This window comes from Streptomyces sp. RLB3-17 (genome assembly GCF_007113425.2).
Lineage (GTDB): Bacteria > Actinomycetota > Actinomycetes > Streptomycetales > Streptomycetaceae > Streptomyces > Streptomyces mirabilis_D.
Genome location: NZ_CP041610.2, coordinates 417,778 through 439,110 on the forward strand (window position 1 = coordinate 417,778; position 21,333 = coordinate 439,110).

The following is a 21,333-nucleotide window of genomic DNA, read 5'->3' on the forward strand; positions in this document are numbered from 1 at the left end:
CCAGAACCAGAACCAAGAAGAGGAGAATCGGAATTGATCAGGATCGGCATCATCATCGGCAGCACCCGCCCCGGCCGGAACGGCGACCAGGTGGCCCAATGGGTGCGGGACCTGGCGGTTGAACACGCAGGCGACGCCGCGGACTTCGAGCTCGTGGACCTGAAGGACTACGAGCTGCCGCTGCTCGACGAGCCCGTGCCGGCGCGCATGGCACCGGGCCGGCGGCCGCACACACAGCGATGGGCCGAGCGGATCGGATCGTGCGACGCCTTCATCGTCGTCACGCCCGAGTACAACACCGCCCCGCCCGCCGCCCTGACCAATGCCATCGACTACCTCTACGCGGAGTGGGGCGGCAAGCCGGTCGGTTACGTCGGCTACGGCATCTTCGGCGCCGTCATGGCGGTGCAGAAGCTCCGTGCCCAGGCGGGCCCGTTGCGCATGGCGGACATCGGGCCTCAGGTGGCGCTTTCGCTGCGCGAGGACTTCGAGGCCTTTGCCGACTTCCGGCCGCAGGAGCTGCACGTGGCGGAGGTGCACGGGCTGGTCGACGAGCTGCTGGCGTGGGCGCAGGCGCTCGGCCCGCTGCGCGCAGCTTCCCGGGCCGCTGCTTGAACGGCTGAAACCCTATCCCCGACCTCTACAAACGTTGGATCCGCTGTACGAACGGTGACGCAAGGAGGTCAGTAGCGCCGCCGGGTCGCTGACCATCACGAGCGACCCGGACGGCCCGCCGGCGACTCCGCCGACGTCGGCCGCGTACACACCCTCCAAAGACACGATGTGGGCGGCGGGTTTCGCCCTGACCGAGGTGACATCCGAGGTGGAGGCGCGGATCAGCGCGCTCGTGAAGCAGGCGCCGGGCTGAGCAGCACAGCAGGCGTCGAGTTCCACCCACCGGTTCGGCCCTGTCTGGCCAGGAGCGCCATCCGCCCGGAGGACGCCGGGCGGGATGTGGGCATCATGTGTCAGACACGGCCTATCCGTTCGTTCCGGTCGGCAGCACGGCACGGGCGATGCCGGTGAGGTTGCCCTGCAGGATGAGGATCTCGCTCTGGTTCGATCCGTTGAGGTCGGCCGCGTAGACGTTCCCGGCGAGGTCGGTCACGTACATGCGGCCGTCGTCCGGGTCGAGGGCGAGACCGATGCCTTCCATGAGGTGGGTGAGCAGGATCTCGGGGGTCCGCTGCCCTTCCGGCGCGTCCACCGGCGAGCGGTTCACACTGTTGCCCCGCGGCGGGTCGCCGCGATCCGTCCAGTAGAGCATGCGCCGTGTGAGGTCGAGCTCCAGGTCGATCGGCTCGGGCAGGCCGTCGAACAACACCTCGATGTCGCCGCGTTCGGCCGCACTCTCCCCAGCGGGCAGGTCGATTCCGGCGCGCAGGATCTTCCCGAGTCCCGCGTCGCTCGGGCCCTTCTGTGTCCAGTAGAGGTGTCCGGCGACCGGGTCGACGGCGACTCCCACGCACCACTTGGTCTCGTCGCGCCGGTCGTCCTCTCCCTGTCCCGTCTGTACGAGGGTCTCGACGTTGTGCCCGTCGAGGTCGCAGCGCATGACGCGCATGCCCTCGCGATCACCCCAGTACAGCTTCCGGCCCGCGGCCTCGATGTGGAGTTGCTTCGGCGTATGCGTGCCACCGCTCGGGACGATCGTCGTCCGGTTGCCTCCGTCCAGGTCCACGCGTTCGATCGAGCCGTCGTTCTCCGACGGACGGCCCATGTTCGTCCAGTAGATGTGCCCGGCGCGGACATCGACGGCTACCCCGTCGGGAATCCTGCACCCGGTGACGATGACCTTCTTGTCGGAGCCGTCGGGGTTCACGGAGAACAGGCGACCGCCGCTGCTGGCCTCGAGCACGAAGAGTCTTTGCTGGGGCCGCGTCACGATCCCTCCTTCTCCGGGCGACCGGCTGCGGCGCTCCGCGGGCCGAGCGGGTCGTGCTCGGCCCGCACGGACAGCAGGGCGGACAACATCGCGTCGCGCCGGGCGGCCAGTTCATCGACCGAGTCGCCGTGCGCCTCCTCCAGGACGCCGCCCACGATCTTCTCCTTGAGCTCGGGCGTGAACTCGGGGGTGCCCAGGTCCTGCCAGGACGCCACCATCCGCGGCATAAGAGTGTCCATGAAGTGCTGAATGCCACCCTCTCCTCCGCCGAGATGCCACAGCAGATGGGGACCCATGACGCCCCATCTGAGCCCCGGCCCCCAGGACACCGCGTCGTCGGAGTCCGCCACGTCGAGCACTCCCTCTTGGACCAGGTACACGACCTCTCGGTACAGCGCGGCCTGGATACGGTTGGCGACGTGCCCGGGGAGCTCCTTCTTGAGGTGAATCGGTTTCTTGCCGATCGCGGCGTAGAACGACATGACGTCCCGGATCGTCTCCGGGGCGGTCTTCGTCCCGCCCACGACCTCGACCAGCGGCACGACGTGCGGCGGATTGAAGGGATGACCGATGACGGTCCGCTCCGGGCGTCGGCATTCGGCCTGGATGACGCTCATCGTGATGCCCGAGGAACTCGACGCGATGATCGCGTCCGGCGGCGTGGCGTCGTCGATGTCGGCGAACAGCTTGACCTTGAGTTCCGGACGCTCCGGCGCGTTCTCCTGTACGAAATCGGCGTCCGCGACGGCCTGACGCATGTCCGTGGTGAAGCTCAGGCGATCGGGCGACGCCTCGGGCGCGAGCCCGATCGAAGCAGCCGTGTCCCATGCCGCCTCCACATACGACCGCAGGGCCGCCTCCGCGGTGGGGCCGGGGTCCGTCGCCGTCACGTCGAAGCCCCGGACGAGATAGTGCGTCGCCCAACTCGCACCGATCGTGCCGGTACCGACGATCGCAACGCGGTGGACGGGCTTGTGTGCGTTCATGACTGGTTCACTGCTCCTGAAGATCGGACACGGGCTGCGGCAGCCTGACCAGTTCGTCCTCTGCCGTCACAGGACCACGTATGACCTCGGCCCACGACCGCCGCGAGCGGGACCGCGCCCTCGGGGCCGCTGGCGTTCTTCTGCGCCAGGCGGTTGATGGCGATGGCGATGGTCAGCACGCTGCCGCGGGGCTCGTGGAGCACTGCGCCCGACGCGTCGGGCGCCGCGCTCATCGCGCCCTCTCCGCTTCCGCCGGGCCGGGAATCGCTCCCTCGGCGCGTAGTTCGGCGATCTCTGCGGGGCCGAATCCCAGCTCGGCGAGGACCTCGTCGTTGTGCTCGCCCAGGTCCGGTGCCCGCTTCGCCGGGACCTTCGCGACGCCTCGCAGGTTGACCGGGCTGTTGATGGTGTACTCCAGCCCGCTGACTCCTTCCAGCGGTACGACGATGTCGTTCGCGCGCAGCTGCGGATCCCGCGCGGTCTCCTCGGGTGTCTGAATGAGGCTGTAGGTGACGCGTTCACGGGTCAGGGCGTCCTTCCAGTGGGCGAAGGGCCGCGAACGGAACTCGGCGTCGAGCAGCTCGGTCAGCGCGGTGGAGTTCTTGACGAAGCCCTCGATGTCCGCGAAACGGGGATCCTCGAGCAGTTCGGGGTGCCCGATGGCCCGGGTCAGTCCCGGCCAGTGCGGGGCTGAGGTGACGAGCATGAACCATTCGCCGTCGGCGGTCCGGTAGGGGTTGATCAGCGGGTTCGCGGGCGCCTTCCGGTCGTGCAACTCGAACGGCGTGCCGTCGGCGAGCGCGCCGGCCACGAGCGTTCCCGTGGCCCAGACGCCTTCGGCGAGCAGGGACGTCCCGACGCTGGCCCCTTGTCCCGTCCGCTCGCGGCGGTAGAGGGCGGTCACGATCGCCGCGTAGATCCCGATCGCCGACATGTAGTCGCCGCTGCCCCAGACCGGGGCTGTCGGCGGGGCCCCCGCGTCCCGGGTGGAGGCCAGCAGCCCGCTGCGCGCCCAGTAGGCGGTCAGGTCGAAGCCCGGCTGCCCGGCGTCGGGACCGGCGTCCCCGAAGCCCGTGATGTCGGCGTAGACGACCCGCGGGTTCCAGCCCGCGACCTCGTCGTAGCCGAGGTGCAGCTTCTCGCGTGTGCCGTGCGGGAAGTTGGTGATCACCACGTCGGCCCACTCGACGAGGCGTTTGAGGACCTTGGTGGCCGCCGGTGCCTTCAGGTCGATGACCATGCCGCGCTTGTTGCGGTTGGCGAGGTGCCAGCTGTAGTTGGCCTGTGCCCGGGGGCTGGGCGGCACGGAGCTCAGCCCTCGCTGGGGGTCGCCCTTTCCCGGTGGCTCGATCTTGATGACGTCCGCTCCGAAGTCGGAGAGCACAGTGGCCGCGGCCGGTCCCGCGATGAAGCTCGACGCGTCGAGGACCTTCAGGCCGGTGAAGACGGATTCGGTGGTCATCGTCGTCACCTCACGAAGGCGCTCAGGCCGTCGGTGACGGCGCGTCCGACGATGAGGGTCTGGATCTCCCGCGTGCCCTCGTAGGAGTAGATGGCTTCTGCGTCGGCGACGAAGCGGCCGACCTTGTAGTCGAGGAGGATGCCGTTGCCTGCCAGCAGTTCCCGCGCCCACCCCACGGTCTCGCGCATCCGCACGGTGCAGTAGGCCTTCGCCAGGGCGGACTGCTCATCCCGGAATACCCCGGCGTCCTGCAACTGGGCCAGGCGCGTCATCATCCCGCACGAGGCCGTGGCGTTGCCGAGCATCTTGACGAGCAGGTCCTGCACGAGCTGGAAGCCCCCGATCGGGCGCCCGAACTGCTCGCGCTCCTTCGCGTACTGAAGGGCGATCTCGTAGGCGGCGAACATCACTCCCACCGCCTGCCAGGCCACCCCGCTGCGCGTCTGGCGCAGGATCTTGGCGGTGTCCTTGAACGAGTTCGCGTTCTGCAGCCGGTTGGCCTCCGGAACACGGCAGCCGTCGAGCACGATGTCGGCGTTCTGCACGATCCGCAGCGCCATCTTGTTCTCGATCTTCGTCGCGGTGAACCCGGGGGTGTCCTTCTCCACGACGAAGCCCAGCACATGACGGGTCTCGACATCGCGGGCCCAGATGACCACCAGGTCGGCGAACGTCGCGTTTCCGATCCACCGCTTCGAGCCGTCGAGGATCCATTCGTCGCCGTCACGGCGCGCGGTCGTCTGCAGGCCGCCGGCCACATCGGATCCGCCGTGCGGCTCGGTCAGCCCGAAGGCGCCGATCTTCTCGAAGCGGCTCATCGCCGGCAGCCACCGACGCTTCTGTTCGTCGGAGCCGCAGGTGAGGATGGTGCCCATGGCCAGACCCGTGTGTACGCCCGCGAAGGTGGCCACGGACGCGTCGACATGCGCCAACTCCAGCGCGATGAAGCCCGCGAGGAGGTTGCTCGGCTGGGACTCCGGTGAGTCCGGGTCGGCCCAGTCCATCAGACCGAGCCCCCCGAAGCCCCCGATCAGCTGGTAGGGGAACTCGGCGCGGGCCCAGTGGTCGTCGACGATCGGTGCGACCTGCTTGCGGAGGAACTCGCGGACGGACTCGAGCTTCTCCCGCTCCACGTCCGACAGCAGGTCCTCGTAGGCGTAGAAGTCGGCGGGCAGCAGCCCCTTGTCCAGGTAGGGGCCGGACCGTGTCGGCAAGGTCGTTGTGCCGCTCATTGCAATCTCCCTCAAGCGCTGGGGGGCGTGGCCCGGAGATCCACGCCCGTCAGCGTTCTCCGCTCCTGGCGTCTCGGTTCTCCGGCGCGATTAAACGCGGATCCCGGGCCGGTCCCCCGGACCCGCGCCGCGCACTGGTGCCGTTGTCGCCACGGACCACTCCAGTGGCCCGTCCCCACCCGATGCGGGAGGTCCACCGGTACTGGAGGACGTCCACACCCTGACCGGGCGCCGCATACGGGATCCAGCGCATCGAGCGCGCTGGATCCCGGTCCGCCCCACCGCCGTCGCGGCGGGTCAACGCAGGGCCGCTACAGGCGTCTGGCCCGGGCCAGGGAGGAGATGGCCGAACTCGCCTGTCATCACCGCCGAACACGACACCCCGCCCGGCCCCGGCTCTGCGACCCGTAGTCCTCCAGGCGTGATTGGGCGTTCGGCTGGTTGATGGAGCCGCGCCCGCGATGTCAGGGCCGGGACGGACCGAACCGCGCGATCTCGTCGGGGTCGGGCACGGACAGAAGGTGCTCAGCGCCGCCTTCGAGCGTCTGGGCTATGTCGGTCGAGCGCGGGAGCATCGACTTCTCGTAGCTGTGTACAGCGTCGTCGATGGTGGCGGAGTGGACGAGTGCGAGGGCGAGTTCGCTGGCGTCGAGCATGGCGAGGTTGACGCCGACGCCGAGGGGTGGCATGACGTGTGCGGCGTCTCCCAGGAGTGTCACGCTGGGCGAGTGCTCCCATGTGTGCGGCACCGGCAGGGCGAAGAGCGGACGGTCGACGTAGGGGCCGTCGTTGTCGGTGATCATCCGGAGTGTCTGGGGTGACCAGGCCGCGTACTCGCTCAACAGGTGCGCGCGGATGCCCTCGGTGTCCTCGGGGCGAAGCCCGTTCGTCGTGATCCAGTCCGCAGGGACGCGCCGCATGATGTAGACGCGCATGTGGCTGCCGCTGTTGCGCTGTGCGAAGAGGCCGCGCTCGCCGTCGGCGACGTGGGCGCTGCCCTTCCCGACCAGTTCGGAAAGTTCGGGGTGCGCGGTCTCCATGTCGTCGAACCATGCCTCGAGGAAGCTGACCCCGGTGTACTGCGGTGTCGCGGGCGACACGGCCGTGCGGACGCGCGAGAAGGCGCCGTCCGCACCGATCACGAGATCCGCTTCAACGGCCGTCCCGTCGGCGAACGTCAGTGTTCGCGGCCCGTCGGCCGGTCCGCCCACTGATGCGAGCGTGCGTCCCCACTGAACGCTCCCGGCGGCGAGCGAGCCCAGCAGGAGATCGCGAAGCTGTCCGCGGTCGATCTCGGGGCTCACCGTTTCGCCCGCGTCCGGCAGATGGTGGGCAAGGACGCGCCCCGCGGGGTCCATGCGGCGCATTTCCTGGCTCTCGAGCCTGGCGAGCGCGAAGAACTCCTCCAGTAGGCCCGCTTCACGGAGCGCGAGCTGGCCGTCTTCCTTGTGCAGGTCGAGTGAGCCTCCCTGGTTGCGGGAGTTCACCTCTGGATCGCGGTCGTACACCGTCACCGGAATGCCGTGCTGCTGCAGGATGCGCGCGCACGTCAAGCCTCCCGGGCCGGCACCGATGATGCTGATCCGCGCGTTCACGGGCGTCGGAGAGTCCACGGTGGGTTCCTTTCGTCGATGGGGTTCCGGGTGGCGCCGCGGCGCGGCGATGACCGGTGCCGCGACCCCACCGGGATGCGGCAACCCCTACGGAGACCACGAAAGCAGAAACGAGTCCATAAGTGCAACCGTTACAGTTTCTGCTTCATTCCAGTTATGAGGTACAGTGGCGGCATGCCCGACTCTCCGACCGTTGGTCGTCGCGAGCGCAAGAAGGCGGCGACGAGGCAGGCCATCGCCGACGCTGCGCTGGACCTCTTCCTGGAACACGGCTTCGAACAAGCGAGTGTCCGCGACATCGCCGAACGAGCCGACGTATCGACGACGACCCTCTTCGCGCACTTCCCGAGCAAGGAGGCACTGGTCTTCGACCGCGAGGAGGAAGTCGAGGCAGAGCTGACCGCCGCCGTCCGTCAACGACCCAAGGACCAGAGCGTGGTCGAGGCGCTTCGCGCCCACGCGCTGAGGTCCTGGGTGCCGATCGCGTCGGATCCACGTCTGCATCAACTCACCGCGCTGGTGGACCAGACACCCGCGCTCCGTGAGTACGCGGAGCGTATGTGGATGCGGCACGCGGGCACCCTCAGCGCCGTCATCGCGGAGGAGCTCGGCCGCGCAGCGGATGATCTCGCATGCTCAGCACTCGCACGGTTCGTCCTGGAAGTCCCGACCTTGGCCAAGGGCCGACACGATCCACGCGCGACCGTGGAGACGGTGTTCGACCTACTGATCCACGGTTGGCAGTCACAGCACGATTCCGGGGATGCGGTCACAGGCTCTTGCAAGAGCTGACACATCGAGATGGATCGACCCTGAAAGCTCCTGGAACCGCTGTTGCCTCAGCGCGAGCGGCGTCGGCTGCGGGAGTGGAACGGGGGCGGCGTATGGCGGTAACCGCACGAGGTCCTGCTCGCCGAGCCGCCGGCGGCTTCGTGGTGACGGCGGTGGCGGTCCGTCAGGCGCGGTTCGGTGCCGGTTTCGGCTCCGACTCCGACTCCGGCTCAGCGCGAGGCGCTGCCTCGCGGCGGGGAAGCAGCAACGGGGTCGCCAGCAGGAGCACGCCGGCCAGGCCAATGGCCGTACGCGGGCCGAGCAGGCCGCCCAGCACGCCCCAGACGGCCGTCAAGAGCGCGGTCGAGGCCTTGGTCGTCACGGTCCAGGCGGACAGTGTGCGGGTGATCCGGTCGGTCACGGTGCGCTCGAGGCGGTAGGTGGCGTAGACGGGGTTGAAGACCCCGCAGCAGAAGATGAGCCCGAGCTCGACGCCCATCACGAGCAACAGCCCTCCGGTCCCCGGCCCCAGGAAGGCCAGGCCGACGGGCCAGAGCGCGCGCAGCGCCCCGGTCACCACCAGGACCTGGTGCTGCCCGAACCGGGTGACGAGCGGTCGGGCCAGCCGCGAGCCGAGCAGCCCGCCGATCGAGGGCGCGGCGAAGGCGAGGCCGTACTGCCACGGTGTGAAACCGAGTCGGCCGAGCATCAGGACGGCAAGCAGCGGCTGGACGGCCATCACCAGGCCGTTGAACAAGGCGGTGTTGAAGAACAGCGGGCGCAGCGTCGCGTCGGCGAGGATGTACCGCCAGCCGTCGAAGAGGTCCCGGGCCCGCAGGCGCGCGGCCTCCCGGCGCTCGGGCCGCGGCTCGTGCCCGCCCGTCGCGCGGATCCCCAGGGCCGAGAGCAGGTAGCTGACCGCGTCGGCCACCACCGTCGCCACCGGACCGAGGAGCGCGATCGCCGCGCCGCCCAGCGGCGGTCCGATGATCGTGGTCGTCCAGGCCGTGGACTCGAACCGGGCGTTGGCGACGAGCAGGTCCTCGGCCGGCAGCAGGGTCTTCAGGTACGCGCCGGAGGCGGCGCGGAAGGTGATGTCGGCCGCCGCGACGACGACCGAGACCAGCAGGAGCTGGAGGAAGGTGAGCACGCCGAGCGCGAACGCGGCGGGGATCGTCAGCAGCGCCGAGAACCGCACCAGGTCCATCGCGATCAGCACCGGCCTCTTGCGGCGGAACTCCACCCACGGGCCGAGCGGCACCGCCACGGCCGCGCCCACCGCGGCCCCCACGGAGGCGAGGGCGGCGACCTCGGCCGATCCGGCGTGCAGCACCTGGATGGCGATCAGCGGGAACGCGCCGAAGGCGAGCCAGGTGCCGAGCGCGCTGGTCCCGTACGCTCCCCACAGCCACCCGAACCGCCACCCCAGCCGATGTCCGAGCAGATGTCCCAGCCGGTGTCCACTCCTCATGCCCGACGCCCCTCGCCACTCACCCGCACAACCGATCCGCGTTCGGAAACATCAAAGCGAGCGTCACACCAGGGGATCAAACAACCGTAGGGTCGCCAGCCACAACCATCGGTTGTGCTCGTAGGGTATCGGCATGGACCTCGATTCGGTAGCTGTCAAGTCAAATGAAACGCATATGCGGCTATGAACTGTGTTGCTGTGGTTCGCGCCGTCGTGCGGGGTCGTTGATCCACGCCTGCTGAGGAATCTTCGGCGGCGCCGGCCGGCGGTTGAAGCGTTCGGGATGCTGCTCGAACGCGACTGTGAGGGTGGCTGCCCGTTGCTCGCGGACGAGTTCGGCGGTGCCGAAGTGGACGCTGGCGGGGGTGTGGTAGCCGATCCCGGAATGCCGGTGGACGTGGTTGTAGTGCGAGATGAACGCGTCCATCCACTCCCGTGCGTGGGCGAGGGAATCGAAGCGCTCGGGGTAGTCCGACTGGTACTTCGTGGTGCGGAACTGGCTCTCGCTGAACGGGTTGTCGTTGCTGACCCTGGGCCTGGAGTGGCTACGGGTCACACCGAGATCGAGGAGCATCTGGGAGACCTGCCTGGAGGTCATCGAGGTGCCGCGGTCGGCGTGCACGGTGTGCGGCACGATGCCGTTGCGGTCGATCGCCTCACGGATCAATTCCTCTGCCCGCGCGGCGGATTCGGCCGCCTCGACGGTGTGGCCGACGGCGTAGCGGGAGTAGATGTCGAGGATCACGTACCCGTGGAACCAGACCCCCTTCGCCGGACCTGCCAGGCGTGTGATGTCCCAACTCCACACCTCGGAGGGCCCGTTGGCGACCAGCTCGGGAACCGTGCGGGGCGGATGGGTCGCCTGACGGCGGCGTTCACCGTCCTGCCCGGCCTCCTTCAGGATCCGGTACATGGTGCGCTCGGAACAGTGGTAGCGGCCCTCGTCCAGCTCTCGTGCGTAGATCTGCGCGGGCGGCAGGTCCACGTACTCGGGCCGGTTCATCAGCTCCAGCACCGCCTGCCGCTCGACGGCCGACAGTGCGTTGACCGGCGCCGGACGCGGCGTCTTCGCCCGGGGCGGGGCAGGGTTCAGCCGCCGGTGGTGGGTGGCCCGGGAGCGTCCGGTGATCCGACACGCAGCCACGATGCCCAGATACGGGGCCAGGTCCTCCACGGCCTCGTGGAGGAGAGGCTCCAGGGCGTCCTTCAGTCCGCGCTCTTGGAGAGTGCTTCCAAGAGCGCGTGTGTTTTTCCCAGCACCTCCAGCGCGGCGTCCCGCTTCGCGACCTCCTCCTCCAGGCGCTCCACCCGCCGCCGCAGCTTGTCGTTCTCGGCCTCTGCAGGGTGCTTCTTCGGGCGGGAGGGGCTGGTGCGGTGGTCGGTCAGCTTCTCCAGCGCGCCGGCGTCCCTGGCCTGGCGCCACTCGATGATGTGGGAGTGGTACAGCCGCTCCCGGCGCAGGATGGCGCCCTTGTCCCCGGTGGGGGCCGCGTCGTACTCGGCGACGATCCGCAGCTTGTACTCGGGGGTGAAGCGGCGCCGCTTCGGCCGCGGCGCGGGATCCTGCTCGGAAGGCTTGGTGCTGGTCATGCGGGTGATGCTCCTGTCGTGCCCGCCCACAATATCTGATCATTTCGGGGCGTCTCACCCGACGATGTCAGAGAGGGATTCCGTCCGGACCTTCGTCGTCGCCGCCGACGCGGGGCAGTTCCAGGAGGCCGCCGCCGAGCTGGCGGTCACCCAGCAGGCCGTCTCCAAGCGCATCGCCGCGCTGGAGCGCAACCTCGGTGTGCGGCTGTTCACTCGCACCGCGCGCGGCGCCGAGCTCACCATCGACGGGCAGGCGTTCCTGCCCCACGCGCGCGAGCTGCTGCGCGTCGCCGAGCGCGCGGTCGCGTCCGTGCGCCCCGGTCGCCGTCCGCTGCGCGTCGACGTGATCGCCTCGCGCGGCGCGGCGGCGGGCCTGATGCGGGGCTTCTACCGTGCGCATCCCGAGATCGACCTCGACGTGGTGATGTTGTTCGACATCGAGACGGCTGTCGCCGCCATCCGGTCGGGTGCGATCGACGCGTCCTTCCGCGCCGTCGCCGCGCCCGGCCGGCCCCTTCCCGAGGACATCGAGTCCGTCCGGGTGCTCGACGAGCCGCTCCAGCTCCTCACCGGCCCCGCGCACGCGCTGGCGGGCGCCCGGTCGGTGACGCTCGCTCAGCTCGCCGGGCACCGGATCTGGATGCCCGGCATCGTCCCCGGGACCGAGTGGGCCGCCTACTACGACGACCTCGTCGCCGAATTCGGCCTCACCATCGAGGCGACGGGCCCCAACTTCGGCTCCGACGCGCTCCTCGACACCGTCGCCGACACCCCGGCCCTGGCCACCTTCATGGGCGGGCACACCCGCCTCGTCTGGCCCTCCGGCCACGGCCTGCGCCGCATCCCGGTGACCGACCCGACGCCCGTCTACCCGCACTCGCTCCTCTGGCACCGGGACAACCCCCACCCGGCGCTGGCGACCCTCCGCGCCCACCTCGCCGCCACAGCGGCCGACCACGACGCCACCGGTACCTGGGCGCCGGGCTGGGTGATTCCGCGCTGACCTCCGCCTCGTCCGTGATCAGCGTTGCCGAATCGACGCACAGCGGCACGGGGGCTGTTCTTGTCCGCCGGGGCGGTGTGCTGTGTCGCACCTTCGGTCGACGTTGCCGTACGTTCGGTGCACCAACACGTCCGCCCTTGCCGATCTCGTGACCATCTTCCCGGCCTACAGGTCGGTACCGCCGTTGCCATCGTCGCTCGAAGAGTCCCGCTGCTTGGTCCCACCCTGAGCGGAAGCGTCGTTCTCCTGCTTGTCCAAGAGCTCCAGGAGCGCGGCGTCTGCCTTTTGCTGATCCTCCTTCGTCAGCTCAAGAGGTGCGTTGTTGTAGACGGCGTACCGGTCGGGATCAATGATGTTGGTGGTTCTCAACGTGAACGTGAGAAGCGGGCGCCACCCCTTGCGGTGGCCAACCCTCACTTGAATTTGGGCCTTGTAGTCACGGGCCTCCGGAAGCAGCCCGGGAAACGGTGCCTCGAGCTCGATGAAAATTTGTAGAGCTTCTCTGCCGGCCACAACGAATCCGGCCGGCAACTTCAGTTCCTCGTCCGGTCCGGGTTGGAGACGAGACGGCGAAGACATCCACAAGAGCGGTAGATGAGAGGCGGGCTCATCAGGGAAGGTGAGCCTGAGATCCTGCACAACTATCGGCTTGGCCCCGGTGTTGTGAAGGACGAGCGGAAGCCGCAGGCGAACCAGAGAGTAGTTGAAAATCGCCGCAAAGGAGTGAGGCTCCCATGTCTTCAGGCACCCTTGTCTGGCATTGATCCACCAGAATGAGGAGACCGTGAAGACCAATGCGCAGACCGACACGACGGCGGCGCCGGTGATCGATGAGGACGCATTCTGATCAACAGCGGTCATCAACGGGGACACACAATCAGTGTGCCAGCCTCAGGATGGCCACGCTCAACGTCGCCGCGGGGCTCAGGCAGCCGGTCAGGGCGGTCTCGGCCTGCAACGGCACGTTCTGCCGCTGACCGCCGGGGGCATCACAGTCGCGGTCGCGGTCCGAGCGGTATGCGTGGCCACCGTCCCGGCAGTAGTCGTGATCGCGGCCCGACCGGCGGTCGTCGCTCCGGTCCCAGTTGCGCTCATCGCCGCCCGAGCGGTGGTTGTCGGCCGCGACACCGACAGCGGGCGCTGGACATGCTCGGGCACCGCAGCCGACGCGGTACCTCCGACACCGACTACGGCTCCGCCCGCCACCACCACGGAGGTGATAGCGACATGCGCTTCGTCAGGCTACTCACGGGTTTTCTCCTTCGGGCCAGAGCAATCCGCCAGTACAACGGGTGCCCCTGTCACTGATGCAGTTCGTGGGGCGCGGTGGCCACTGCATGCGGGCTCGGTCGGCTCTGCACTGCGTCACCGAGCGCGAGAGAAGTCGCTTTCGCGGCAAGACCCCAAGGTTCCATACGGTGTATGGAACTACCCTTCGAGTGAACCATACGCCGTATGGAAATGCGAGTGCGAAGTTCCGCCGCCCTAAGGGTGTTGATCGGGGCCCCAGGTAAGAGACGGCCGCGATCGGCGGCCTCGGCGCCGAGGCAGGCCTGATCATCGGGTACTACGGATACGCCGAATTCGGTCGTGACGGCAGGAAAGAAAAAATGGGCGCCGGTACTCAGGAGAGCACCGGCGCCCACGACATGGCACCTTTCACTTCTACGCCGACCACGCTCGCGCCGATCGGACTTCGGATCCCGCGCAACCAGGCGGCTGCAGTGCCGTCAGGCCCAGGCGAGGGCGTGCTCGACGGGCACACGGGGCAGCCGCGGGAACCACGGGTCGGCACCCGGGTGACCGATGTTGACCACCAGATGCGAGCGCCAGCTGGTACCGGCGAAGAACTCCTCGTCCACGCCCGCCTTGTCGAAGCCCGCCATGGGACCGGCCCCGAACCCCGCCGCACGGACCGCGAGCAGGAAGACCCCGGTCTGCAGTGCCGAGTTGTAGACCGCGATGCTCTCGCGCGCGGCGGTCTGGTCGGCGAACGCCGCTCGCAGCAAATCCCCGCGGGCCGGGAAGACGGTCGGCATCTGCTCGTGGAAGTCGACGTCGTACGCCAGGACCGCCACGGCCGGCGCACTGAGCGTCTTGGCCCTGTTGCCCTCGTCGAGATGCCGGACGAGTCGCTCCTTACCCTCTCGGGTCCGCACGAAGAGCACACGCAGAGGCTGGCCGTTGGCGGCGCTCGGCGACCAGCGGGCGAGTTCCCAGATCATGGCCAGTTCGTCGTCGGCAACAGCCACCTCGGCGAAGGTGTTCGCGGTGCGGGCCTCGGTGAACAGCACCTTTCGTCCGGCGTCGTCGAGGACATCGAGGGCCTGCGGTTCACGGTCGGTCATGCTCATCATTTCTCTCTTACTTCGGTTGTGTGTGGTGCCCGGGGCGGGTTGGCCGCCCCGGGCACCACCCCCTGGGGACGGGGTTTACGGAGCCGGGCAGGGCTCAAGGACCCAGTGCTGTCACGTGCGCATGTGGTCCCCTGGCCGACGTCATGTGTCGCGCGCTGACCGCTTGTTCCGCTCCGCGCCCAGGCGGGCGAAGTAGGCGATCAGGTCGGGGTTGTCGACCGCCGCGGGGTTCAGGACCTGCTCGGCGGGGGCACCCTGGAGCAGGCGCTTGACGGGAACCTCGAGCTTCTTGCCGGTCTTCGTGTGCGGGAGGGCCCGTACGGCGAGGATCTCGTCGGGGACGTGGCGGGGTGAGGCGCCGGTGCGGATCGCGTCGCGGATCCGGACCCGGAGGGAGTCGTCCAGGGCGACCCCGTCGGCGAGAACCACGAAGAGCGGCATCCAGTAGCGGCCGTCGGGTTCCTCCGCGCCGATGACGAGCGCTTCGGTGATCTCCGGGAGGCGTTCGACGACGTCGTGGATGTCGGCACTGCCCAGACGTACGCCGTTGCGGTTGAGGGTGGCGTCGGAGCGGCCGTGGACGATCACCGAGCCGTGCGAGGTGAGTGTGATCCAGTCGCCGTGCCGCCACACACCGGGGTAGGCGCCGAAGTAGGCGTCGCGGTAGCGGCTGCCGTCGGGGTCGTTCCAGAAGTACAGCGGCATGGACGGCATGGGCCGGCTGACGACCAGCTCGCCGACCTGGTCGAGGACAGGGGTGCCCGTCGCGTCGTAGGCGGCCAGGGCCACGCCGAGGCTGGGGGCGGACAGCTCCCCCGCCCAGACGGGGGTCGTGGAGGCGCCGCCGGCGAAGCCGGAGACGATGTCCGTGCCGCCGCTGGTGGAGGCCAACTGGACGCCGGCGCCCACGTGGTCGCGGACCCAGGGGTAGGCGGAGGCCGGCAGGGCGGAGCCGGTGCAGCCGACGACGCGGATGGCCGACAGGTCGTGCACGGAGGGTTCGATGCCCAGCTTGGCCATGGTCAGCAGGTACTGAGGACTGGTGCCGAAGACGGTGACTTTGTGACGGGCCGCCAGCTCCCACAGGAGGTCCGGACGCGCCTGCGGTACCGGGCTGCCATCGTAGGTGCAGGTGGTGGCACCGGTCAGCAGGGTGGAGACGACCAGGTTCCACATCATCCAATGGGTGGTGGTGTACCAGAGGAGGCGGTCGCCGGTGCCCAGATCGGTGTGCAGACCAAGGGTCTTGAGGTGTTCGAGCAGGACGCCGCCGTGCCCATGGACGATGCCCTTGGGCAGTCCGGTGGTGCCTGAGGAGAAGACGATCCACAGGGGGTGGTCGAACGGCACCGGGGCGATGGTGAGGTACTCGACACGGGTGGCCGCGTCCTCCCAGGGAACCGTCAGCCCCGAGTCCCCGTCCTCGGGCCACGCAAGGCCCACGTGGTCCACGAGCACCGTGGCCTTCAGCGTCGGCAGGGCGGCGGCGAGTTCGAGGGAGGCGGCGCGGCGGTCGTGGGTGGCGCCGTTGAAGAGGTAGCCGTCCGCGGTGATGAGCACCGCGGGTTCGAGCTGGGCGAAGCGGTCGGCGGCGGCCTTGGGTGCGTAGTCCTGGCCGCATACCGACCACACCGCGCCAAGGCTCGCGGTGGCGAGGAAGGCGATGACGGCGTGGGGGGTGTTGGGCAGATAGCCCACCACTGGGTCGCCCTGTCCGACGCCCACGTCGCGCAGGCTGGCAGCGACGGAGGCGACCCGGGCGCGCAGCTCCCGGCCCGTGATCTCATAGGCGGCTCCGGTCTCGTCCAGGGCGGTGATCGCGGGAGCATCGGGCTGCAGGTTGCGCAGCGCGTGATGGGCGTAGTTGAGGGTGGCGCCGGGGAACCAGCGGGCGCCGGGCATGGTCTCCTCGGCCAGCACCCGCTCGTACTCAGTCGTCGCGTCGATGTCGAAGTACTCCCACACCGCGGCCCAGAATCCTTCGAGGTCGGTGACGGACCACTCGTACAGGGCTCGGTAGTCCGTGGGGTCCTGGATCCCTTCGGCGCCCCGGTGCCGGGCCGCCCATCGGGCGAAGTCCGCGATGCGACTGTGGGCGGCCGACTTCGGGTCGGGAGTGAAGAAGGGTTCCGGATACACCTCAGGGCGCGGGGTGGTCATGGTGTGGAGCTCCTCGTCAGGCGGGCCGGGCGTCGGCGGTATGGCGGGCCGTGTGCAGCAGGGGGGCCCAGACGCCGGTGTCCGTGAAGTCGCTGGTGCCGGCCGGGACGGTGTCCATCACGACGCGGTCGGGGCGCAGCAGGACGGCGTCGACACGGCCGCGGGCCAGCCAGCCGGCCAGGGTGCCGTCGTCGCCCAGATCGTCGACGCGGATCGTCGGGGCGCCCAGTGCCGTGGCCACGGCCGTCATCTGCGCCGTGGGTGGCACGGCGGTCAGGACGGCGAAGGAGTCCCCGAGGACGTCATCGAGGCGCACTCGCCTGCCGTCGTGGCGTACCCAGGGCTGCGGGCAGAAGGTGCCGGCCAGCATGCGGCCGGTCAGTCTGGGGCGGCGCCGTACGAGTGGACCGGCGGTCAGGGCGGGACTGAGGTCACGGCCCACCGCCGCGGTCACACCGGGGATGCGACAGGCCGTGCCCACGACGGCCCGGCGGAACGCCGCACCGCGGTCCTGTCCGCCGGTCATGGCCCAGCCGACGGCGACCGCCACGCGGATCACATGGCGGGCGTGCGGCTTGCGCTCGCGTTCGTAGGTGTCCAGCAGCCCCTCACGTGCGCCCCGTTGGAGCACCCGGGCCAGCTTCCAGGTGAGGTTTTGGGCGTCGCGCAGGCCCGCGCACAGTCCCTGCCCGACGAAGGGCGGGGTGAGGTGGGCGGCGTCGCCCAGCAGGAAGACACGCCCCCTGCGCCACCGGTCGGCGAGGCGGGCCCGGAAGGTGTACTGCGCCTGCCGCACCACCTCGAAGTCGTTGCCCGGCGAGGCGTCGGGCGGCAGGTCCACCCAGGGGGCGACCAGCTCGCGCAGGCGCTCCCATCCGTCCGGGCCGTCCAGGTTCTGGTCGTCGGCCAGCCGGAACTCCCAGCGGTAGCGGTCCTCGCTGACGCGCATGAAGGTGGCCGGCCGGGTGGGAGAGCAGATCTGCTCGGCGCCTTCCCAGGTGCGCACCGGGCGGCTGGTGCGCACGTCGATGACCCGCCAGCTCTCCTCGAAGTGCAGGTCCTCCCACACGGCGCCGATGGCGTCACGGGTGAGACTGCCCGCACCGTCGCAGCCGAGGACGGCGTCGGCCCACAGGTGCTCCTCCTCGTCGCTGCCGTCGCGACGAAGGGTGACCCGGACCGGGCCCGTCGGATCGTTCGGTCCGTCGGTGTCCCGTGCGACGGACTGGGTGACGGACACAACCTCCACTCCGCTCCACAGCTCGCACTCCGGGCGGCGCGCCAGGGCGTCACGCAGCAGGCGTTCCAACTCGGGCTGGTCGAACATGCTGGTCTGCGGGAAGCCGTGGTGTCCGTGCATGGACCGCGGGAATTCGGCGATCACGCGGCGCCCGGCGTCCAGCAGCCGCAGTCCGGGCGCCGGGCGGGCGAGGGCGGCGAACTCCTCGTGGACACCGGCGCTCTGCAGGATCCGGCGGATCTCATCGTCCACGACGACGGCACGCGGCAGGGGGTAGATGTCCCGGTGACGTTCGAGGAGCAGGCTGCGCACTCCGTGCCGGGCGAGCAGGAGACCGGCCGTGACCCCGACGGGTCCCGCACCGATGATCACCACCGGTCTACGGGCTGCGGCCTTCATGGTGCGTCCGTAATGGGGGTCCGCTGCTCGCCGAGGTCGATCCGTCCGTCCGGGGTGGCGATCGTGGCGGTGACGAGGTCACCGTTGCGCAGGTACTTGGGGTTCTTGGCCTGGCCCTTGAAGAACGCCTTCCACTTCAGTGCGGGCGGCAGCAGTGCGGCGATCTTCTCGGCCGGCTTGGGCGGGGCCTTCAGAGCCGTGCCGCCGGGAGTGCCGGTCAGCAACAGGTCGCCCGGGGCGAGGGTCTGGAAGCGGGCGAGCAGGGTGAGCGCCTGCGCGGGCCGCACGATCATGTCGGCCAGCGTGCGGTCCTGGCGTGACACGCCGTTGACCGACAGCCGCAGCCGCAGGTTCAACAGATGGGTGAAGTCCTCGGGCTCCAGCAGGGCCAGGTACGGGCCCGTCGGCGTGAAGGTCGGATAGGACTTGCTCTCGTAGAACTGGGTCTTGGTCAGCTGGACGTCGCGGGCGCTGACGTCGTTGGTCAGGACGAGGCCGGCGACGTAGCGCGGCAGGTCCTGCTCCTCGACGACGGTGCCCACGGGCAGGGTCGCGCCCATGACGAGGCCGAGTTCCACCTCGTAGTCGAGGAACTTCACGTGTGCGGGGCGGATGATCGTGTCGTGGGGGCCGCTCACCGAGCCGGACGCCTTGCGGAAGAAGGTGGGCGGGATGTCGCCGGTGAAGCCCGAATCCTTGGCGTGGCTGCGGTAGTTGACCATCTGGGCGACCACCCGGCACGGGGTGGTGACCGGAGGCAGCGCCACCAGGTCGGCGACGGGCGTGCCGCTCTCGGCGGACGCGGCGGCCTCGCGGACCGCGTCCCGGTCGGCGAGCAGTTCGGCGGTGGTGACGGCCTTGGTCTCGACGCGGACGGCGCGTTCGTCCCGGACGACCCACCAGCCGTCGGTGGTACGCAGAACGTTGGTGCTCATGAGCTCATCGCTTTCATCAGGCCCAGCAGGCGTGCGGGGTCGAGTTCGTTGTCGCCACGCAGGGCCGTCATGACCTCGCGCAGCTTGGCGGGGGAAGGATTGGCGCCCAGGAAGTCGCGGGTGACCGGCGGACCCCACTGGGCCAGGCCGCTCGCCGACATCGGTGCCCAGCCGGGCTCCAGGTCGCAGGAGAACAGGTCGCCGTCGGCGAAGTGCTCCAGCATGAAGTGGTCGGGGTCGCGCCAGTAGTCGAACAGCTGGCTGCCCTGGATGTGCCGGCCGATGCCCCAGCTGCGCTTGTAGCCGCGCTCGGCCAGGTACTCCCCACCGACGGCGATCGCATCGAGGTCGGTGACCTGGTAGGCCGAGTGGACGTAGCCGGTTCCGGGCCCCAGGTGCAGGGCCAGCGTGTGGTGATCGACGGCCACGCTCCCCTGGTCGCACCGGATGAACGTCATCGTCGGCCCGCGCCCGCGCTGCCCGTCCAGGAACAGGAAGTCGGACACGATCATCCCGAGGCTGTCCAGGTACCAGTCCAGGGTGCGGGCGAACACCCTGGTTTCCAGCACCACATGGCCCAGCCGCTGGATACGGGAGGGCTCACGGGGCGGGCGCTGGGTGGCGTTCGTACGACGGTGATCCGTACCGAAGTTGAGGATCAGCGGCTCCTGCTCGGGCAACGCGGGAAGCTGCTCGGCGCAGTGCACGACCCGGACCGGCAGGCCCGAGGGATCGAGCAGGGCGACCGACTGCCCACCGCCCGGTACGCCGATGTCCCGGACGGTACTGCCGGTGGCGCGGGCCAGCCGGTCCAGGTCGGCCCGCTCAGCCGCGCGGAACGCCGGCCCGATGAACCGGGACGCACGCCCCCTCCGGATGACCATGCAGGGTGAGCCCGCGAACGTACCGCGCAGCCACAACTCCCCTTCGGTGCGGGCGGCGACCGCGAACCCGAAGTCACGCGCGAAGACCTCGGCCCGGTCCAGGTCCGGCTTCTCGAACTCGAGCCAGGCCAGATCCGCCACCTTGATCACGGGATTCCGGGAACGTCCTGGGTGCTCTCCGCGCAGGGCGCCCTGCTCACTGTGGAGGTCTTGGTGGGGCGTCTGGGGATCGGCCCTGTTAACGGGGGTGTGGGACATGGTGTCCTCCAAGCAACACTGCTGTAATGAGGAAATCATCAACTTTGCCGTTACCCATCGTCAATAGGGTGGACCCAAATAATTGACAATCTCATCAGTAATGGCAGACTCATCGCGACGATTGTTACACTCGCCGTATGCCGACGTCAGCCCCGCCCAAGAACCGCTTCGAGCGACGCCGAGCCGAGACCCGTCAGGCGCTCGTCCGCGCGGCCCGGCAGATCCTCGCGGAGACCGGGGACACCAGCGCCAGCATCCAGGCCATCGCCGAGCGCGCGGACGTCGGTTTCGGCTCCTTCTACAACCACTTCGAGTCCAAGACGGAGCTGTTCGACGCCGCGGTGACGGACGCCCTGGAGGAGTTCGGTCAGGCCATCGACGAGCGTGTCGAAGGGATCGAGGACCCGGCCGAACTCGTCGCGGCGGGCTTCCGGCTCACCACCCGGATGGCCGACTCCCATCCGGAACTCATGCGGATCCTGCGCGATCGCGGTCTGGCCCACATTCACGCCCAGAGCGGCCTGTCCCCACGAGCGCTCCGCGACCTGGAGATCGGCATCGCCACGGGCCGCTTCACCTGCGCCAACCCGACCATCGCCCTGTCCGCCCTCGGCGGGACCCTGCTGTCCCTCGTGGGGCTGAGGCTGGCCCGCCCCGACCTCGACGGCGACGAGGCCGCCTCGGATCTGGCCGAGATGGCCCTGCGCATGCTGGGTGTCCCCGCCGAGGACGCCCATGAGGTCACCCGGCGCGCCCTGCCCGGCCTCACCTGAACCCCCCGCCCGAGGCGACCTCTGGACGACTCGTCAGAGCCAGGCCGCTGCGGACCGGGTCACCGATCTTGTGTGCCGCCCGGCGCATTGCGCAGGCGGCGTCGGCGAGCGGGATGTGGCCGGTGCTGGAGGGGGCGAGGTCGCGGCGGCCGGCTGCGGTCGGCCGCACGGGCTCCGTGACGGACTCGGGGGCGCCGCCGTAGCGGCCGCACACCCGCCCGCGCGGGCAGTTGAGGGTCAGGCCCCAGGGTGATACTGAAGATGCTCTCCGGGAACTCCTTGGCAGCTCGCCGACGTACGCGACCGGGTTGATA

The 21,333-nt window shown here is 69.5% G+C and carries 17 protein-coding genes and 1 pseudogene; 5 read left to right on the plus strand and 13 right to left on the minus strand.

The features are described 5' to 3' along the window. Positions 1 to 33: 33 nt before the first annotated feature. Both FNV62_RS02130 and FNV62_RS55200 read left to right on the plus strand, forming a co-directional pair. A complete protein-coding gene (locus tag FNV62_RS02130) occupies positions 34 to 615 on the plus strand; it encodes an NADPH-dependent FMN reductase (RefSeq protein WP_144314533.1) in 582 nt (193 codons plus the stop codon). A 163-nt stretch (positions 616 to 778) separates the two neighbouring features. Then, a pseudogene (locus tag FNV62_RS55200) lies at positions 779 to 868 on the plus strand (DUF1801 domain-containing protein); the annotation flags it as partial. A 111-nt stretch (positions 869 to 979) separates the two neighbouring features. Here the strand turns inward: FNV62_RS55200 and FNV62_RS02140 are convergent. The 5 genes from FNV62_RS02140 to FNV62_RS02160 all read right to left on the minus strand — a co-directional run bounded on the left by FNV62_RS02140 (position 980) and on the right by FNV62_RS02160 (position 7,178). Next, positions 980 to 1,885 (minus strand): 3-hydroxyacyl-CoA dehydrogenase, encoded by a 906-nt coding sequence (locus FNV62_RS02140; RefSeq protein ID WP_144314534.1) that lies wholly within the window; start codon positions 1,883 to 1,885, stop codon positions 980 to 982. Next, the gene (locus FNV62_RS02145) at positions 1,882 to 2,871 is read right to left on the minus strand and encodes a 3-hydroxyacyl-CoA dehydrogenase NAD-binding domain-containing protein (RefSeq protein WP_143654093.1); all 990 of its coding nucleotides are present in this window, start codon (positions 2,869 to 2,871) and stop codon (positions 1,882 to 1,884) included. The genes FNV62_RS02140 and FNV62_RS02145 overlap by 4 nt, the downstream gene beginning before the upstream one ends. 229 nt (positions 2,872 to 3,100) lie before the next feature. Further along, on the minus strand, positions 3,101 to 4,333 hold the full coding sequence (locus tag FNV62_RS02150) for a CaiB/BaiF CoA transferase family protein (RefSeq protein ID WP_143599690.1): 1,233 nt from the start codon (positions 4,331 to 4,333) through the stop codon (positions 3,101 to 3,103). Between the two features lie 5 nt (positions 4,334 to 4,338). After that, entirely contained in the window at positions 4,339 to 5,565 is a 1,227-nt protein-coding gene (locus FNV62_RS02155; RefSeq protein WP_082417734.1) for an acyl-CoA dehydrogenase family protein, read from the minus strand. 464 nt (positions 5,566 to 6,029) lie between these two features. Continuing rightward, positions 6,030 to 7,178 (minus strand): FAD-dependent oxidoreductase, encoded by a 1,149-nt coding sequence (locus tag FNV62_RS02160; RefSeq protein WP_144314535.1) that lies wholly within the window; start codon positions 7,176 to 7,178, stop codon positions 6,030 to 6,032. A gap of 174 nt (positions 7,179 to 7,352) precedes the next feature. Between FNV62_RS02160 and FNV62_RS02165 the strand changes: the two genes are divergently transcribed. Beyond that, the gene (locus FNV62_RS02165; protein WP_144314536.1) at positions 7,353 to 7,970 is read left to right on the plus strand and encodes a TetR/AcrR family transcriptional regulator; all 618 of its coding nucleotides are present in this window, start codon (positions 7,353 to 7,355) and stop codon (positions 7,968 to 7,970) included. Positions 7,971 to 8,133: 163 nt separating this feature from the next. Here the strand turns inward: FNV62_RS02165 and FNV62_RS02170 are convergent, their stop codons facing one another. Together FNV62_RS02170 and FNV62_RS02175 are read right to left on the minus strand one after the other, a co-directional pair. Next, on the minus strand, positions 8,134 to 9,420 hold the full coding sequence (locus FNV62_RS02170; RefSeq protein WP_144314537.1) for an MFS transporter: 1,287 nt from the start codon (positions 9,418 to 9,420) through the stop codon (positions 8,134 to 8,136). Between the two features lie 181 nt (positions 9,421 to 9,601). Beyond that, positions 9,602 to 11,010, minus strand: a protein-coding gene (locus FNV62_RS02175) for an IS3 family transposase (RefSeq protein ID WP_399221741.1) whose coding sequence is annotated in 2 segments (ribosomal slippage) — positions 9,602 to 10,644 and positions 10,644 to 11,010 — 1,410 coding nt in all. Because the reading frame shifts where the segments join, the coding sequence is not laid out codon by codon here. Positions 11,011 to 11,074: 64 nt separating this feature from the next. On the opposite strand from FNV62_RS02175, the gene FNV62_RS02180 reads away from it, so the two are divergent. Next, positions 11,075 to 12,013, plus strand: a complete 939-nt coding sequence (locus tag FNV62_RS02180; RefSeq protein WP_144314538.1) for a LysR family transcriptional regulator — start codon at positions 11,075 to 11,077, stop codon at positions 12,011 to 12,013. A 165-nt stretch (positions 12,014 to 12,178) separates the two neighbouring features. Here FNV62_RS02180 and FNV62_RS02185 read toward each other — a convergent pair whose 3' ends face one another. The 6 genes from FNV62_RS02185 to FNV62_RS02210 all read right to left on the minus strand — a co-directional run bounded on the left by FNV62_RS02185 (position 12,179) and on the right by FNV62_RS02210 (position 20,246). Then, positions 12,179 to 12,886, minus strand: a complete 708-nt coding sequence (locus FNV62_RS02185) for a hypothetical protein (RefSeq protein WP_143606575.1) — start codon at positions 12,884 to 12,886, stop codon at positions 12,179 to 12,181. 857 nt (positions 12,887 to 13,743) lie between these two features. Next, entirely contained in the window at positions 13,744 to 14,361 is a 618-nt protein-coding gene (locus tag FNV62_RS02190) for a malonic semialdehyde reductase (RefSeq protein WP_143654099.1), read from the minus strand. Positions 14,362 to 14,511: 150 nt separating this feature from the next. Then, positions 14,512 to 16,530 carry an acetoacetate--CoA ligase gene (locus tag FNV62_RS02195; RefSeq protein ID WP_144314539.1) on the minus strand — a complete coding sequence of 673 codons (2,019 nt, stop codon included), beginning with the start codon at positions 16,528 to 16,530 and terminating at the stop codon, positions 14,512 to 14,514. Positions 16,531 to 16,546: 16 nt separating this feature from the next. Further along, the gene (locus FNV62_RS02200; protein WP_144314540.1) at positions 16,547 to 18,169 is read right to left on the minus strand and encodes a bifunctional 3-(3-hydroxy-phenyl)propionate/3-hydroxycinnamic acid hydroxylase; all 1,623 of its coding nucleotides are present in this window, start codon (positions 18,167 to 18,169) and stop codon (positions 16,547 to 16,549) included. Next, entirely contained in the window at positions 18,166 to 19,104 is a 939-nt protein-coding gene (locus tag FNV62_RS02205) for a fumarylacetoacetate hydrolase family protein (RefSeq protein WP_097288363.1), read from the minus strand. The genes FNV62_RS02200 and FNV62_RS02205 overlap by 4 nt, the downstream gene beginning before the upstream one ends. Next, positions 19,101 to 20,246 (minus strand): VOC family protein, encoded by a 1,146-nt coding sequence (locus FNV62_RS02210; RefSeq protein ID WP_143599700.1) that lies wholly within the window; start codon positions 20,244 to 20,246, stop codon positions 19,101 to 19,103. The genes FNV62_RS02205 and FNV62_RS02210 overlap by 4 nt, the downstream gene beginning before the upstream one ends. Before the next feature lie 137 nt (positions 20,247 to 20,383). Here FNV62_RS02210 and FNV62_RS02215 point away from each other — a divergent pair, with 137 nt between their 5' ends. After that, a complete protein-coding gene (locus tag FNV62_RS02215; RefSeq protein ID WP_144314541.1) occupies positions 20,384 to 21,019 on the plus strand; it encodes a TetR/AcrR family transcriptional regulator in 636 nt (211 codons plus the stop codon). The last annotated feature ends 314 nt before the right edge of the window (positions 21,020 to 21,333 follow it).

What these genes read in the sequence shown, in the direction of transcription:
- FNV62_RS02150 (WP_143599690.1), bottom strand. Translation starts at nt 4,333, where the DNA reads ATGACCACCGAATCCGTCTTCACCGGCCTGAAGGTCCTCGACGCGTCG.
- FNV62_RS02215 (WP_144314541.1), top strand. Translation starts at nt 20,384, where the DNA reads ATGCCGACGTCAGCCCCGCCCAAGAACCGCTTCGAGCGACGCCGAGCC.
- FNV62_RS02165 (WP_144314536.1), top strand. Translation starts at nt 7,353, where the DNA reads ATGCCCGACTCTCCGACCGTTGGTCGTCGCGAGCGCAAGAAGGCGGCG.
- FNV62_RS02190 (WP_143654099.1), bottom strand. Translation starts at nt 14,361, where the DNA reads ATGACCGACCGTGAACCGCAGGCCCTCGATGTCCTCGACGACGCCGGA.
- FNV62_RS02155 (WP_082417734.1), bottom strand. Translation starts at nt 5,565, where the DNA reads ATGAGCGGCACAACGACCTTGCCGACACGGTCCGGCCCCTACCTGGAC.
- FNV62_RS02210 (WP_143599700.1), bottom strand. Translation starts at nt 20,246, where the DNA reads ATGTCCCACACCCCCGTTAACAGGGCCGATCCCCAGACGCCCCACCAA.
- FNV62_RS02195 (WP_144314539.1), bottom strand. Translation starts at nt 16,530, where the DNA reads ATGACCACCCCGCGCCCTGAGGTGTATCCGGAACCCTTCTTCACTCCC.
- FNV62_RS02170 (WP_144314537.1), bottom strand. Translation starts at nt 9,420, where the DNA reads ATGAGGAGTGGACACCGGCTGGGACATCTGCTCGGACATCGGCTGGGG.
- FNV62_RS02145 (WP_143654093.1), bottom strand. Translation starts at nt 2,871, where the DNA reads ATGAACGCACACAAGCCCGTCCACCGCGTTGCGATCGTCGGTACCGGC.
- FNV62_RS02180 (WP_144314538.1), top strand. Translation starts at nt 11,075, where the DNA reads ATGTCAGAGAGGGATTCCGTCCGGACCTTCGTCGTCGCCGCCGACGCG.
- FNV62_RS02200 (WP_144314540.1), bottom strand. Translation starts at nt 18,169, where the DNA reads ATGAAGGCCGCAGCCCGTAGACCGGTGGTGATCATCGGTGCGGGACCC.
- FNV62_RS02205 (WP_097288363.1), bottom strand. Translation starts at nt 19,104, where the DNA reads ATGAGCACCAACGTTCTGCGTACCACCGACGGCTGGTGGGTCGTCCGG.